Origin of the sequence: Pseudonocardia benzenivorans CB1190, assembly GCF_000196675.2 — a bacterium.
Lineage (GTDB): Bacteria > Actinomycetota > Actinomycetes > Mycobacteriales > Pseudonocardiaceae > Pseudonocardia > Pseudonocardia benzenivorans.
Genome location: NC_015312.1, coordinates 4,747,863 through 4,762,458, shown reverse-complemented (window position 1 = coordinate 4,762,458; position 14,596 = coordinate 4,747,863). Strand labels below are relative to the sequence as shown.

The 14,596-nt window shown below is 73.8% G+C and carries 14 protein-coding genes; 4 read left to right on the top strand and 10 right to left on the bottom strand.

Translation table 11 applies throughout. The features are described from left to right. Positions 1-11 precede the first annotated feature (11 nt). The 5 genes from PSED_RS22295 to PSED_RS22275 all read right to left on the bottom strand — a co-directional run bounded on the left by PSED_RS22295 (position 12) and on the right by PSED_RS22275 (position 6,236). A complete protein-coding gene (locus PSED_RS22295) occupies positions 12-1,055 on the bottom strand; it encodes an aldo/keto reductase (protein ID WP_013676502.1) in 1,044 nt (347 codons plus the stop codon). Between the two features lie 74 nt (positions 1,056-1,129). After that, entirely contained in the window at positions 1,130-2,371 is a 1,242-nt protein-coding gene (locus tag PSED_RS22290) for a cytochrome P450 (RefSeq protein WP_013676501.1), read from the bottom strand. Positions 2,372-2,482: 111 nt separating this feature from the next. Next, positions 2,483-3,442: an AraC family transcriptional regulator gene (locus PSED_RS22285; protein WP_013676500.1), complete on the bottom strand. Its 960-nt coding sequence runs from the start codon at positions 3,440-3,442 to the stop codon at positions 2,483-2,485. 82 nt (positions 3,443-3,524) lie between these two features. Further along, positions 3,525-4,754: an MFS transporter gene (locus tag PSED_RS22280; RefSeq protein WP_013676499.1), complete on the bottom strand. Its 1,230-nt coding sequence runs from the start codon at positions 4,752-4,754 to the stop codon at positions 3,525-3,527. A 267-nt stretch (positions 4,755-5,021) separates the two neighbouring features. Beyond that, positions 5,022-6,236 (bottom strand): cytochrome P450, encoded by a 1,215-nt coding sequence (locus PSED_RS22275; RefSeq protein WP_013676498.1) that lies wholly within the window; start codon positions 6,234-6,236, stop codon positions 5,022-5,024. 109 nt (positions 6,237-6,345) lie between these two features. On the opposite strand from PSED_RS22275, the gene PSED_RS22270 reads away from it, so the two are divergent. Then, complete coding sequence (locus tag PSED_RS22270) at positions 6,346-7,029, top strand: TetR/AcrR family transcriptional regulator (protein WP_013676497.1); 684 nt, start codon at positions 6,346-6,348, stop codon at positions 7,027-7,029. A 102-nt stretch (positions 7,030-7,131) separates the two neighbouring features. Here the strand turns inward: PSED_RS22270 and PSED_RS22265 are convergent, their stop codons facing one another. Beyond that, positions 7,132-8,061 carry an AraC family transcriptional regulator gene (locus tag PSED_RS22265; protein ID WP_013676496.1) on the bottom strand — a complete coding sequence of 310 codons (930 nt, stop codon included), beginning with the start codon at positions 8,059-8,061 and terminating at the stop codon, positions 7,132-7,134. An 82-nt stretch (positions 8,062-8,143) separates the two neighbouring features. Between PSED_RS22265 and PSED_RS22260 the strand changes: the two genes are divergently transcribed. After that, complete coding sequence (locus PSED_RS22260) at positions 8,144-8,848, top strand: class I SAM-dependent methyltransferase (protein WP_013676495.1); 705 nt, start codon at positions 8,144-8,146, stop codon at positions 8,846-8,848. A gap of 141 nt (positions 8,849-8,989) precedes the next feature. Here PSED_RS22260 and PSED_RS22255 read toward each other — a convergent pair whose 3' ends face one another. Next, a complete protein-coding gene (locus PSED_RS22255; protein ID WP_013676494.1) occupies positions 8,990-9,772 on the bottom strand; it encodes a DUF4190 domain-containing protein in 783 nt (260 codons plus the stop codon). A 251-nt stretch (positions 9,773-10,023) separates the two neighbouring features. Between PSED_RS22255 and PSED_RS22250 the strand changes: the two genes are divergently transcribed. Next, a complete protein-coding gene (locus PSED_RS22250; RefSeq protein ID WP_013676493.1) occupies positions 10,024-11,190 on the top strand; it encodes an aromatic ring-hydroxylating oxygenase subunit alpha in 1,167 nt (388 codons plus the stop codon). Continuing rightward, a complete protein-coding gene (locus PSED_RS22245) occupies positions 11,187-11,783 on the top strand; it encodes a TetR/AcrR family transcriptional regulator (RefSeq protein ID WP_013676492.1) in 597 nt (198 codons plus the stop codon). Before PSED_RS22250 ends, PSED_RS22245 begins: the two co-directional genes overlap by 4 nt. Positions 11,784-11,836: 53 nt before the next feature. Here the strand turns inward: PSED_RS22245 and PSED_RS22240 are convergent, their stop codons facing one another. Genes PSED_RS22240 through PSED_RS22230 form a run of 3 tightly spaced genes read right to left on the bottom strand, consistent with a single transcriptional unit; the run spans position 11,837 to position 14,532 of the window. Continuing rightward, the gene (locus PSED_RS22240; RefSeq protein WP_013676491.1) at positions 11,837-12,697 is read right to left on the bottom strand and encodes an alpha/beta fold hydrolase; all 861 of its coding nucleotides are present in this window, start codon (positions 12,695-12,697) and stop codon (positions 11,837-11,839) included. 37 nt (positions 12,698-12,734) lie between these two features. Next, positions 12,735-13,193, bottom strand: coding sequence for an NUDIX hydrolase (locus PSED_RS22235; RefSeq protein ID WP_013676490.1), 459 nt, complete (start codon positions 13,191-13,193; stop codon positions 12,735-12,737). A gap of 19 nt (positions 13,194-13,212) precedes the next feature. Further along, positions 13,213-14,532 (bottom strand): D-arabinono-1,4-lactone oxidase, encoded by a 1,320-nt coding sequence (locus tag PSED_RS22230; protein WP_013676489.1) that lies wholly within the window; start codon positions 14,530-14,532, stop codon positions 13,213-13,215. Between the last annotated feature and the right edge of the window lie 64 nt (positions 14,533-14,596).

Genomic DNA, 14,596 nt, shown 5'->3' with positions numbered 1-14,596 from the left:
CCGGCCGCGCGTCAGGACGGGTGGAGCACGCGGTCCGACGGACCGCGCCGGTCCGCGCCCATCGCGGCCTGGTGCCAGTGCGGGTAGATCAGCGGGGGAGCGCTGACGGCGTCGAGTTCGGTCAGCTCGTCGTCGGTGAGGGTGAGGTCCGGCGCGGCGAGGATCTCGGCGAGCTGCGCGTCGGTCCGGGCGCCGACCACCAGCGTCGTCACCGCCGGCCGGGTCAGCAGGTAGGCCAGCGCGACCTGCGCCGGGGCGACACCGCGCCGTTCGCCGATCCGGACGAGGACGTCGACGGTGTCGTAGAGCCTGCCGGGGTCGCGGACGGGCGGCTCGTTCCAGTCCGCGAGATGCCGGCCGCTCTCCGGTGAGCGGTCGCGGCGGTACTTGCCCGTCAGCAGGCCGCCCGCCAGCGGGCTCCACACCATCACGCCCAGACCCTGGTCGAGTGAGAGCGGCAGCAGCTCGTACTCGGCGTCGCGGCTCTCCAGCGAGTAGTAGATCTGGTTGCTGACGAACCGGTGCCGGTGGTGGGCGTCGGCGACCGCGAGCGCCTTCATCAGCTGCCAGCCCGCGTAGTTCGACACCCCGAGGTAGCGCACCTTGCCCGCGCGCACGAGCGAGTCCAGCGCCTCGATGGTCTCCTCGAGCGGCACCGTCCCGTCCCACTCGTGCACGTGGTAGATGTCGATGTGGTCGGTGCGCAGCCGGCGCAGGCTCGCCTCGGCCTGGGCCAGGATGTGGTGGCGCGACAGCCCCGAGTCGTTGGGGCCCGCGCCCATCGGGAAGCGCACCTTCGTCGAGATCAGCATCGACTCCCGCCGGCCCTCGAGCACCTCGCCGACGATCTCCTCCGACCGTCCCGCCGAGTAGCTGTTCGCGGTGTCGACGAGGTTCACCCCGGCGTCGCGGCACATGTCGAGCTGGCGGCGGGCACCGGCGACGTCGGTGTCGCCCCAGGCGGCCAGGCCGCCACCCCCGGCGCCGAACGTCGCGGCGCCCATCGTCAGGGTCGAGACCCGCAGTCCCGAGCGGCCCAGCTGTCGGTACTCCACGTTCTCCCCATCGCTCGACGACGTCGCCCGCCGAGCATCGCAGGCCGGGCAGCACGACCGGGCGCCGGCCCGGCTCACCAGGTGACGTGCAGCGACTCCAGACCGCGGAAGAAGTAGCTGGCGATGTAGATCGGCTCGAAGCCGTCGGCGAGCCGGACGTTGGGCAGCCGGCGGAACAGCGTCTCCAGGGCGACGCGGATCTCGGCGCGGGCCATCGGGGCTCCGGGGCAGACGTGCAGGCCGCGCCCGAACGCCAGGTGCTCGCGGACGTTGGGCCGGTCGAGATCGACGGCGTCCGGGTCGGGGAACCTGGTCTCGTCGCGGTTGCCCGACCCGAAGAGCAGCAGCAACGGGGTCCCGGCCGGCAGGTGTGTGCCGCCGAGGTCGACCTCGCGGGTCGTGATGCGGAACAGCCCGCGATGCGGGGCGTCGCGACGCAGCGCCTCCTCGGTCGCGCGCGGGATGGCCCGGGCGGGATCGGCGAGCACCCGGTCGCGGACGTCGGGGTGCTGCAGGATCACCAGGACGGTGGCCGTGATCGCGTCGCGCGTCGTGTCGAACCCGGCCACCCGTGCGGCGCCCCGCACGATGTTGTGGGTGTACTCGTCGGGGACGCCGGGGAAGCCGTTGGCGCCGTGGACGAGGTCGGAGAGCAGGTCCTCGCGCGGACGGGCGCGCCGGTCGTCGATCAGTGCCTGCAGGTAGCGGGTGTACTCGGCCATCCGGTGCGCGGCGGCGACCCGGTCATCGACGGGGGACAGCGGGTTCCAGAGCGTGGTGACGTCGTCGGTCCAGGCCTGGATGCGCGCGGTGTCCTCGGCCGGGAAGCCGATGATCGCGCTGATCACCGTCTGGACGAAGGGAACGGCGTAGTCGGCGACGAGGTCGGCTGCACCGCCGGCGAAGGCGTCGACCAGCTCGTCGGCGCGGGCGCGCATCGTCGGCAGCATGGCCCGGACCCGCGCGCCGGTGAACCCGGCGTCGAAGACCCGGCGGAACGCCCGGTGCTCGGGCTCGTCCTCGTTGACGACCATTGTCGTCTCCGGCACCCCGCCCGCCTCCAGGACCGACGTGACCTCGGGCGGGTTCGCGTAGATGAACGGGAGGGCCGCCTCGGAGGAGAAGGTCTGCGGATCGTCGACGACGGTGACGAGGTCGTCGTAGCGGGTGACGAGGTACGCGCCGAGCGTGGGGCTCAGGGCCGGCGGCCGGGAGCGCGCGGTGCGGTAGAACAGGTGCGGGTCCTCCCGGTGGGGGCTCACCATCGGGTTGAAGTCGGCGGCGGCGTCCTCGGTCGACGACGTGGTGGCGGTCATGTCGCGGTCCCTCCTGCGCTGGTCGCAGCGAGGCTAGGGGCGACGATCCCGGTCCACGATCCGCGATGCGCAGCCGGGGAGGCCGGAACGCGCAGTTCCCGGAACCCGCGTTCAGCGGGTCAGCGTCCGCGACGGCGCGCAGCCGTAGCGGCGTCGGTACGCCGCGGCGAACCGGCCCAGGTGGGTGAACCCCCAGCGCAGCGCGACGTCGGTGACCGACGTCCGCCGCGGGTCGGCGGCGAGCAGGTCGGCGTGCACCCGGGCGAGGCGCACCTGGCGCAGGTATGCCGTCGGCGAGGTCCCGACGTGGCGGGCGAACCCGTCCTGCAGCGCCCGGCTGCCGACGCCGACCCGGCCGGCCAGGTCGGGGACCGTCCACGCGACCTCGGGATGGGCGTCGAGCAGGTCGACGGCCTCGCGGACCGTCGCCGGGCGCGGCGCTGCCGGCCGGGTGGCGAGCGCGTCGCGGTAGGGGTGCTCGACGACGTGCAGCAGCGCGGCGACGACGCTCTGCGCCAGTGGCCGGACGACGACCGGGGCGGCCAGCGGCCCGTCGGGATCCTCGACGAGCGCGACGAGGGACCGCGCGAGACCCCACCACTGCCGTCCGGGCGTCGACGCCAGGTCGAGGCTCGGGCCGAGCGGCACGACGCCGCGGACGGGCCGGTCGATCAGCTCGGCGAGCGTCGACTCCAGCGCCGCGCGTTCGATCTTGAGCCCGAACAGGCGCCCGCCGCCCGCCCAGCCGTGCAGGGTCGCGCGGCCGTCGGGCCGGTAGACCGCAGCCCGCGCCGGCGACGCGCACACGTCGGCGTGCCCGGTCCACGTGCGCAGGCGCCCGTCGAGCGGGACGTTGACCTCGTAGCCGGTGGCGAGCTCACCGGTCTCGATCCGGACCTCGCCCGCGTATCCGAGCAGCCCCGCGGACCCGGTCGGCAGCCCGACCGCGGACAGCGACATCCGGAACCGGTCGGTGTCGGCCATGACCGCGAGCCGGTGCGGGAAGTAGACGCGGGCGCACTCGTCACGCGCCTCGTCAGGGGCGCTGGTCGTGACGGAGATGCCGGGCATCGTCGCCTCCACTCCGCGCCCAGCATCGGTCGTGCCGCCCGCTGCGACAACGCCGGCGTTCCCCGGCCGCGAACCGCCGGCCTCAGCCCGCCGTGGCCCGTCGCGCGCCCGCCGTGGCGACGATGACCGGCAGGACCAGCAGCGCGAGCACCCCGCCGGCGAGGGCCAGCGTCGGGAAGCCGGCCGTCGCGACGACGAGCCCCGACGCCAGCCCGCCGCCCGCGCCCGAGAGCGCGATGCAGACGTCGACGGCGCCCTGCGTCGTCGCGCGGGACGCGAGCGGCACGGCGTCGGTGATGATCGCGGTGCCGCTGATCAGGCCGAAGTTCCAGCCGAGTCCGAGCAGGGCGAGCGCGACCGTCAGCAGCGCGACCGAGTCGTCCGGCGCGACCGCGGCGAGGACCCCGGCGAGCAGCAGCGTCCCACCCGACAGGGCGGCGACCGCGATCCGGCCGATCCTGTCCACGAGCCACCCGGTGACGGGCGAGGGCAGGTACATCGCGGCGACGTGCACGGCGATCACGACCCCCGCCGCCCCGACGCCGTGCCCGTGCGCGGCCATGTGCACCGGCGTCATCGTCATGATCGCGACCATCACGATCTGCGTGAGGATCATGACCGTGGCGCCGAGCACCACCCCGGCACGCGAGCCCGCGACGTCGGGCGCGGTCGTCCCGCCGGGCCCCGGGGCCGTCGCGAGCTCGCGGGCCAGCAGCAGCGGATCGGGCCGCAGCAGCACCCCGAGCACGGCGGCCGCCACCGCGTAGGCGACTCCCGCCAGCAGGAACGGGCCCGCCAGCGCGGGGATGCCCCACGCCGTCGCCACACCGCCGGTGACCGAGACGAGGTTCGGGCCGACGACACCGCCCAGTGTCGTCGCGACGAGAACGACGCTGACCGCGCGCCCGCGTCGGGCGGGCGAGGCCAGATCGGCACCGGCGTAGCGGGCCTGCAGGTTCGTGGCCGTGCCCGCGCCGTAGACGAGCAGCGCGGCGAACAGCAGCGGGACGTTGCCCAGCACCGCCGCGACCACGACGGCGCCGCTGCCGACGGCACCCGCCGCGTAGCCGAGCGTGAGCCCGGCGCGGCGGCCGGAACGTTGCGAGATGCGCCCGACGGCGGCGGCGGTGGCCGCCGACCCGATCGTGAACAGCGCCGTCGGGACGCCCGCGAGGCCCGTGCTGCCCAGCATCTGTTCGGCGAGCAGCGCTCCGACCGTGATGCCCGCGGCGAGGCCCGCGCCGCTGAGGACCTGCGCCCCGACCAGCACGGTCAGGATGCGCCGCTGGACGTCGGGTTCGCCGCTGGTCATGAGACAGGACGGTAGCCCGTGCGTCGCCAGGGTGATCAAGGGTGAGCCGACGCCGGCCCTCGGTCCTTCGGCCGCGCCTCGTCGACTCCGATCGGGGCCATGCGGCCGTCCGCGCGCTACCCGCCGTCGAGGAAAGTCGATCATGCGACGGCCGTCGCTGATGGTGGTCCCGAAAGGCGGGCCGAGCGGCCGGATGTCGACCTTCTCGCCGTGCGCTGTGCCCCGTTCAGGGCCGTCGGGTAACTCCGCCCTGGGAGCCCCGGCCCCTCACCAGGTCACGGGCAGCTCCGTCACGCCGCCGGTGATGTGCCCGACGCGCACCCCGATCTCGTCGAGGTCCCGCGCCAGGCGCAGGTCCGGGAGCCGGCGGGCGAGCGTCGCGAAGACGGTCCGCAGCTCGACCCTGGCCAGGCTCGCGCCGATGCAGAAGTGCGCACCGTGACCGAAGCCCAGGTGTGCGTGCTCGGGGCGGCCGGGGTCGAACGTCTCGGCGTCGGAGAAGGCGGCGGGGTCCCGGTTCGCCGCGTTGATCGAGAGGATGACGGCGTCGCCGCGCCGGATCGTGACGCCGGCGACGTCGACGTCGGTGTGCGCGTAGCGCAGCAGGCCGAGATCTCCCGGTGCGCCGAGCCGCATGATCTCCTCGACGGTCGGTCCGACGAGTGTGTCCGGGTCGGCGACCAGCGCCTCCCAGTGCGCGCGCCGCGTCATCAGGAACAGCGTGCCGAGGCCGATCCGGTTGACCGTGGTCTCGTGCCCCGCGAAGAGCAGGCCGACGGCGAGCCGCACCATCTCGGCGTAGCCGAAGCCGCCGTCCTCGGCCTGCGCGCGGACGAGGTCGGAGATGACGTCCTCGCCGGGCCGGGCCCGCTTGGCCTCGGCGAGCCCGGCCATGTAGTGCCCGAACTCGGTGCGGGCGCGGTGTGCGTCGCCGTCCGCCGACGCCGTGGCCATCCGGTCCGACAGCGACCGGAAACGCGCGCCGTCGTCCTCCGGGACTCCCAGTAGCCGGCAGATCACCGCGACCGGTAGCGGGAACGCGAGCCCGGCGTGCAGGTCGACCACGCCGTCGGCGGCCCGGTGGTGTGCGGCGACCAGCGCGTCGAGGTAGCCGTCGACGAGTTCCTGCACGTGGCCGGACAGGGCGAGCATGCGCCTGGCGGAGAAGGCGGGCGTGAGGAGCCGGCGCATCCGGGTGTGGTCGGCCTCCTCGGTCTCGTGGTCGCCGGTCGGCCCGTCCTGGATCGCGGCGTGGGTGATCCTCGCGGCGTTCTCCGGTTCGGGATGGGATCGACCGAACCGCTTGTCGCCCAACAACTCTCGCACCTCCTCGAACCGGGTGACGAGCCAGGCGGGATCGCCTGCCGGAGTCGTGACGGGTGCGACGGGTGCCTCGCGGCGGAGCACGTCGTAGAGCGGCGCGAGGTCGAGTACGTTCGGCCGGTCGAACGGCAGTCGGCGGCGGTCGGTGGCGGTGGTCATGGGACTCCTTCCCGAGTACGCGGCGTCCCGAGCGTACGAATTCATGACAGATGCTGCCAATTAAAACCGGGACTAGGCTTGTTCTTCGCGAAACGGGCGAGGGGGTGGCATGCCGCAGGACGTCGGGGCCAGGCGGGGCCGCCCGCCGATCAGTGACGAGCAGCGCCGCGAGCAGCGGCTCGTGATCTCCCGGCAGGCCGTGCGGCTGTTCCGCGAGCAGGGTGTCGCGGCGACGTCGGGGGAGCAGATCGCGCGGGCCGCGGGGGTCTCCGAGCGCACCCTCTGGCGCTGGTTCCGCACCAAGGAGGCGTGCGTCGAGCCGCTGCTGTCCCGGGCGACCGAGGACTTCCAGGCCGTCCTGCGATCGTGGCCGCCCGGCGCCGACCTCGGCGAGCACCTGCGCGCTGAGTACGCCTTCCTCGGTGCGCCGTCGGCCGCCGACGTCGCCGACGTCCTCGCGGTGATTCGGATGACGCGTGACGAGCCCGTCCTGCGCGCGGTGTGGCTCGTGCTGCACGAGCGGGCCGAGACCACGCTGGCCGAGGTGCTCGGCGAGCGGCTGGGGCTGCCGGCCGACGATCTCCGCGTCCGGCTGCGGGCCGCGGCCGTCAACGCGGCGTTGCGCGTCGCCACCGAGGACCTCGCGCGGACGGCCGCCGACGATCCCGGCGCGGCCCGCCGGCATCATGCCGAGTTCGACGCCGCGATGCGGGCGGCCCTGCGTGCCTTCGACGGTCCCGACGTGCACCGCGCGAGCGCCCGTTCCGGCGACCTGGCCCACGACGGCGTCTGACCGCCGACCCCCTGCCCGGCCGCAACCTGACTGTCGTCCGGCGGGTTCGGGGGAGCGCTCAGGTTGCGCTCGTGTGCGTCGACGACTCCGCGGGCGATGCCCTCAGCCCGCGCGGCCGGCCCTGCGCCACGCCGCGGGCGGGACGCCGTGCTCCGCGCGGAAGCGCCGGACGAAGTACCCGCCGTCCCGGTAGCCGACCCGATGGGCGATGTCGGCGACCGTGAGATCGGTGTCGGCCAGCAACCGTCGCGCCTCGCGCATGCGCCGCTCGGTGAGCCACTGCTGGACCGTCCGGCCGGTGCGGCGGCCGACCACGGTGGTCACGTGCCCGGGCGTCAGCCCGACCGCGGCCGCGATGTCGCGCAACGAGATCGGCTCGCGGAACCGGTTCTCGACGACGTCGAGCACCGCGGCGAGCAGGGGCTCCACACCCGGGTCGTCCGGGGGGCCGGGCCGGAGCCGGCCCAGCCGGACCAGCAGCAGCGTGAGGTGGGCGCGGACGGCGTCGGCGTACCCGTCCCGGCGCCCGCGCAGCTCGGCGTCGAGCTCGTGCAGCTGGGCGAGCCACTGCGGTCGGTCCTCGTCGGGGACGCGCAGCCGTTGCGCGCCGCCGCGCCGGTGCCCGCCGAACGCCGTCGACCCGAACGCGGCGAGCAGCGGATGACCGTGCCACGATGCCAACGGGGCGGCCGCACCCGGGTCGACGGCGTCGGCGGGGAAGAAGACGGCCCACACGCGGGCGGGGGAGTGTCCGTCGGGCGGCCCGACGACGGCTCCGGGCGCGATGACGAACGCGTCCCCGGCGCCGAGCGTCCAGTCGTGTCCGTCGACCCGCAGCGCGTCCTCGCCGTCCTCGACGAAGAGCAGGACGAGGAAGTCGTGCGCGTGCGCTCCCGGTACGACGGCGCCGCGGCGCTCGCCCGCGGCCCAGCTCTGGACGGTGACCGGCGGAACCCCGGCCCGCCGGTCGTAACCGACCAGGTGCACACCGGTGTCGGCGAGCGCGTCCGCACCCGAAGAAAGTCCCATCATGCCCGCACTTCGTTGCTTGTCCGCAGATCGAAGCGCAGTGAGAGTGGATGTCACCACCGAACTTCGTTATCTGGAGTGAAGCATGACTGCCGCGACCACCGCCCGCGAGTATCTGCCGGCCATGGCCGACCCGCGGCTGCTGCCGTTCTACGACAGGTACTCCCGTTTCCTCGGCGCTCGCGACGCGCACTGGCGGCTGCTGGTGCAGGCGGGCATCGAGCCCGGGACCCGGGTGCTGGAGGTCGGCTGCGGCACCGGCAACCTGACGATCCTCGCGGCGCAGGCCGAGCCGGCCGCCGTCGTCACCGGGATCGACCCGGACCCCGGCGCGATCGCGCGGGCGAACCGCAAGGCGAGGGCGGCGGGCGTGCAGGTCACCCACCGGCACGGGTTCGCCGAGGACCTCCCGCTCGGCGACGGCAGCGTCGACCGCGTCCTGTCGTCGTTCATGCTGCACCACGTCGCGGCCGCCGACCGCGTCACCGCGCTGCGCGAGGCCCGACGGGTGCTCGCCCCGGGCGGGCGGCTGCACGTGGTCGACATCGACCGCGGCGAGGTGGTGCCGCTGGCGCGCGTGCTCTCGCGGATCGCCGCCGGCCACCTGCGTGGCCATGGCGGAGAGGGCCACGGCCACGGGCACGGTCACGGCCAGGCGGAGGGGCGGGGAGAGGGCCCGGACGTCGCGGCGCTGCTCGCCGAGGCGGGCTTCGGCCGGGTGGTCCGGCTGGGAGCGGGCGACAGCCGTCTCGGCGGGTTCACGTTCTGGCGCGCCGAGCGCGACGCCTGACACCCCCGTGTCCGTGAGTGGCGATGGTCGCGATAGCGACCATCGCCACTCACGACCCTTGGCGGCGACCGGCTCGGCGCTCGGCGGGGCAGCGGAGCGTCCGGCGCCGCGAACCGGGGCGGACGGGTCGCGCCGTCGGCGTCAGGCGGTGCCGGTGAAGACGATCGGCGAGCCGAGCGCCGTCGGGGACAGCTCGACCTGCACGTCACCCTTCTGCTTCGGCACCGAGAAGGCGACGGTGTAGGTGAGGCTCTTGCCGGGCAGGATCGTCGACGACGGGGTCGCCCCGATGTTCTTCGCGACGTCCGTGATCTCCGGGGCGTCGGCGCCTGCGGCGGTGGCCTTGGCGCCCACGACGAAGGGGTTGAAGGCGAACGGCGTGGTCCCGTTGTTCGTGATCTTCACGTCGAACCGGATCGCGCGCGCGATGTCACCGCCCATCGACGCGGCGCTCGACGACGGGGTGTACGCGGCAGGCGTCGAGACCGAATAGGCGATGTCGGACACGGTGACCACCCGGCCGAAGGCGACGGGCGCGGACGACCCGCCGGTGCTCGCGGCGTATCCGCCTGCCCTGGCGGCGTCGTTCGCGGCCGTGCTCGCGGCGCCCGCCGCAGCCGTGAACACCGCGGCGTAGAGCACGCACACGACCAGGCCGACGACGGACAGGACGATTCCGGCGATCGTCAGCCCGCGGTTGTCGGCGCGACCCGACCGAGTGCGGACGAAGCCGACGATGCTCAGCACCAGGCCGATGATCACCAGCGGCCAGGCGATGATGCCGATCACCGGGATGAACGAGAACAGCAGGCCGACCAGTCCCAGGACGAAGCCGGCGGTGCCGAGCCCGTTCTGGCGGGGCTGCGGCGGCGCGTAGCCATGGTGCGGTGGGTACGGGGCGTTGGCAGGAGGCTGGGGGTTCATCCGGGATCCGATCACGAGAGTGGGTACGTGATCGGTTCGTCCCGAACGAGCGCGTCATTAGCAGAGCGCGCTCGTTCGGTACCGTTTCGTTATCGTGCGGTCCCGCCGGGGCGGCCCGAACCGCTGGGCCCCGGAGGCGACCCGCGCTCGGCTAACACCCACTAGCCACGTGCAGAACTGGACATCGAGGACCTGGCGGACAAGGCTAGGGGTTGTTAGCCGCATGCCCGACGGGAAGGGACGGTGTCGCCGTGGACGCCACTGCCGAGCAGGAGTTGATCGCCGAGCTCGAGGACCTGCTCGAGCGTGGGACCACCGCGATGGCGCCTGCGGTGCGCCACGAGCCGGCGGCGTCCTACACCGATCCCGCCCGGAACGCGGCCGAGCGCGCGCTGTTCTTCCGTGACTACCCGCTGGCCGTCGCGACGTCGGCCGAGCTGCCGAACCCGGGCGACTTCACGACGTCGCAGATCGCCGACCTGCCCGTGCTCACGGTCCGCGGGGACGACGGCGAGGTCCGCTGTCTGGTCAACGTGTGCCGGCACCGCGGGAACCTCGTGTGCGCGCAGGCGTCGGGCAACCGGCGCACGTTCACCTGCGAGTACCACGCCTGGTCCTACGACCGCGCCGGCGGGCTGCGCTCGACCGTCGACCGCGAGGGGTTCCGCGGGCTCGACTCCGAGGGCCACGGGCTCGTCGCGCTGCCCGCGGAGGAACGGCACGGCCTCGTCTGGGTGCTGCCCCGCCCCGGCGGCTCCCTCGACCTCTCGGGGCACCTCGGCGCGGCCTTCGAGCAGGAGATCGCGGACCTCGACGTCGGGTCGTTCACCCTGTGGGAGCGCAGCGTGATGACGCAGCCCTTCGACTGGAAGTGCGGCGTCGACACGTTCCTCGAGGTGTTCCACCTGGCCTTCCTGCACAAGAAGACCGTCGGCCCGTTCTTCGTCGGCAACGTCGGGGCCTACACCGAGTACGGCCTGCACCATCGCTACTCGGCCGTCCGCAACAGCTTCGTCGAGATGGCCGCCGGCCCGCCCGAGTCGCGGACGATCTACCCGCACAGCTCGCTGGTGCACCTGGTGTTCCCCAACGTGATCCTCACCTGGCAGATGGACCACATCGAGATGTGGCGCTTCTACCCCGGGCAGTCGGTCGGCACCTGCACCGTCGAGGCGGCGATGCTGATCCCCGAGCCGGCCGAGACCGACGGCGCCCGGCGGCACTGGGACAAGAACTGGCGGATCCTGCTCGACACGGTCCTCGTCGAGGACTTCGCGACGATGGAGCGCGTCCAGCGCAACCTCACCACCGGGTCCGTGCCGGAGCTGGCGTTCGGGCGCAACGAGATCGCCCTGCAGCACTTCCACGAGGGCATCCACGCCGAGCTCGAGCGCCGCGGCCCGCAGGCCGACCGATGAGCACGCCCACGCGCGTCCCGCCGCGGGGGGACCGGCGTGCCGGCATCGTCGCCGCCGCGCTGGAGCTGTTCGCGGACAAGGGCTATCTCGCGACCACGATGGACGACATCGGCCGCGCCGTCGCCATGCGCGGCCCGAGCCTCTACAAGCACGTCGCGTCCAAGCAGGACCTGCTCGTCGAGATCATGGAGCGCTCCATCGCGACGGTGCTGCGCGACCACCGGATCGCCGTCGAGTCGACCGACGACGTCCGCGAGCAGCTGCGCCGGGCGGTCGAGGCGCACGTGCGGTTCCATGCGCGGCACCGGCTCGAGGCGTTCGTCGGCACCCGCGAGCTGCGGCACCTCGACGAGGCCAACCGGGCGGTGATGCTGTCGCTGCGCAAGGACTACGAGAGCGGTTTCCGCGAGCTCGTCGAGCGTGGCGTCGCCCAGGGCCGGTTCCGCGTCGGCTCGGTGAAGCTCGCGGTCTACTCGATCCTCGACATGGGTGTCGGCGTCGCGGTGTGGTTCCGCGAGGGCGGGGAGTTCTCGGTCGACGAGGTCGCCTACCACTACGGCGACCAGGCGCTGCGGCTGCTGGGGGCGGACTGACGCGGCCCACGGGTCGTCATGGCGACCATCCCCACCTGATCGGCGGGGCGGGCTCAGCGCGCGCAGACCCCGTCGAGCCACGACACCAGGTCCGCGACGACCTCGTCGCGGTTGGTCTCGTTGAAGACCTCGTGCCGGGCCTCCTCGTAGTACCGGGTCGTGACCTCGGCGCCCGCGTCGCGGTAGCGCTGCACGACCGGTTCCAGGACGGTCAGGCCCGCGTTGACGGGGTCGGCGGTGCCGGCGAGCACCAGCAGCGGGAACCCCGCGGGCACCGAGGGCGTGGCGAGCCGCGGCGCGGCGGCCCACATCCCGGCGGCGCTCTTGACATCGAGCCCGAAGCCGCACAACGGTTCCGCGACGTACGCGTCGACCTCGGCCTCGTCGCGGGAGAGCCAGTCGTAGTCGGTGCGGGCCGGGGCGAACGGCGCGTTGAACGCGCTCAGGTCGACCTCGGCGTCCGGGTCGATCGCGGCGGCGAGCAGGTCGAGGGCGCCGGAGCCCGACAGCACCGCGCCGGCGACGTCGGCCGCGTGCTCGAGCAGGTACTGCTGCACGATCCACGACCCCATCGAGTGGCCCAGCGCGATCACCGGCAGCTCGGGCCGCTCACCGATGGTGCTCCGGACGGTCAGCGCGTAGTCGGCGACGACCCCGTCCCACCCGGCGTCACCGAAGTCGCCGAGCGCGGTGCCCGCGATGCCGGCCGTCCGGCCGTGCCCGCGGTGGTCGACGGCCAGCAGGTCGTACCCCGCGGCGGCGAGGTCCTTGCCGAGGGCGTCGTAGCGCAGGGAGTGCTCACCCATGCCGTGGGCGAGGACGACCGCGCCCTTGGCCTCGGCGTCGGTGGTCCATCGCTGACCGACGAGCCGGGTGCCGTCCGAGGTGCCGACCATGAGTGCGGAGCGCGCCATCGTCGCACCCTATTGGCTCGCCGGACCCGGCGTCGTCTCACGACGAGACATTCGCCGCGAGCCGGTCGAGGAACGGCAGCTGGGTCTTGACGATCTTCTCCCGCGCCTCGGCGAGGGAGAACCACGCCGCCCGGTCGATCTCGGGGAACTCCTGCACCCGGCCCGAGCGCGGGGGCCACTCCAGCTCGAAGGTGTTGCTGACGATCGCGTCCGCGTCGAGGTCGCCCGCCACGGCGAAGGCGGCGACGACCTTGCCCGAGCCGCGGACCGTCCCGAGGTCGACGAGCTCACCTTCGGGCGGGGGTGAGCCCAGCTCCTCGGCGAACTCGCGCAGGGCCGCGGCCCGCGGCTCCTCGTCGTCGCCGTGCTCGCCCTTGGGGATCGACCACGCGTGCGAGTCCTTGCGCGCCCAGAACGGCCCGCCCATGTGTCCCAACAGGACCTGCGGGCCGTCGGGGCCCGTCCGGTGCACCAGGATCCCCGCGCTGCGCCGCATGGGCGTCGATGCTCCCAGCTCAGTCGCCGAGAATGCGCCGCAGGTACGGGTTGGTGAACGTCCGGCCGGGGTCGAGCCGGTCGCGGAGGGCGCGGAAGTCGTCGAACCGCGGGTAGAGGGCGGCGAGGTCGTCGGCGCCGAGCGAGTGCATCTTGCCCCAGTGCGGACGGCCACCCGCGTCGCGCAGGATCGACTCCGCCGCGTCGAAGTAGCGCGTGTGGTCGCAGCCCGCGTACTGGTGGACGGCGACGTACCCGCTGTCGCGGCCGAACGCGGTGGACAGCCACACGTCGTCGGCCGCGGCGACGCGGACCTCGATCGGGAAGGCGACATTCTCACCGCTGCGCCGCAACCAGTCCTCGATCTCACCGATCACCGCAGGGACGGCGTCGCGGGGGACGGCGTACTCCGTCTCACGGAACACGACCCGCCGCGGCGTCGCGAACACCCGGTACGAGCGGTCGGTGAACTCGCGGGCGCCCAGCGCCCTGGCGGCGACCGCGTTGACCCGCGGGATCCACGACGGCCGGGCCGCGCAGACCTGGTTCGTCCAGCCGAAGACGGTGTTGGACAGGAACTCGTCGTCGAACCTGCGACGCCAGCCCGGCAGCGGCCGGACCGGTCCGTCGGCGCGGTCGTTGCGCTTGGTGAGCAGCCGCCGGGTGTGCGGGAACCAGTAGAGCTCGGCGTGGTCGTGGGCGGCGGTGAACCGGTCGAAGGTCGCGGGGTCGCGCAGGACCTCGTCGAACCCGGCCGATCGTTCCCTGGCGCGCAGCAGGAACGCCGGTACGCACCGCAGCGTGACGGTCGCGACGACGCCGAGCGCGCCGAGCCCGATCGCGGCGGCCGGGACGACGTCGGCCGGGCAGTCGTAGAGCGTCCCGTCGGCGAGGACCAGCTGCATCCCGGCCACCTGGGTGCCGAGGCCGCCGAGCCGTCGGCCGGTGCCGTGGGTGCCGGTGGCGAGCGCCCCGGCGAGGGTCTGGACGTCGATGTCGCCGAGGTTGGGCATCGCGAGCCCGTGCTCCCACAGGGCGGGCCCGAGCTCGTGCAGCGGCGTCCCCGCCAGCACGGTCGCCGTGCCCGTCGCCGGGTCCGCGGACACGATGCCGCGCAGGCGGTCCGGCCTGATCGCGAGGCCGTCGGTGACCGCGATCGGGGTGAACGAGTGCCCCGAGCCGAGTGCCTTGACGCGCAGGCCCGCCGCGGCCGCCCGGGCGACGTCGCGCTGCAGTTCCTCGACCGACGCGGGCGCGACGACGTCGGCGGGGCTCGCCGTGGCGGTGCCCGCCCAGTTGCTCCAGGTCCGACGGCGGGCTGTCGCCCCGGTGGTGGCCATGCTAGAAGAGTGCACTGGACGGGCGTCCAGTTCAAGCTTGACCTGAACGGTCGTCCAGGACGAC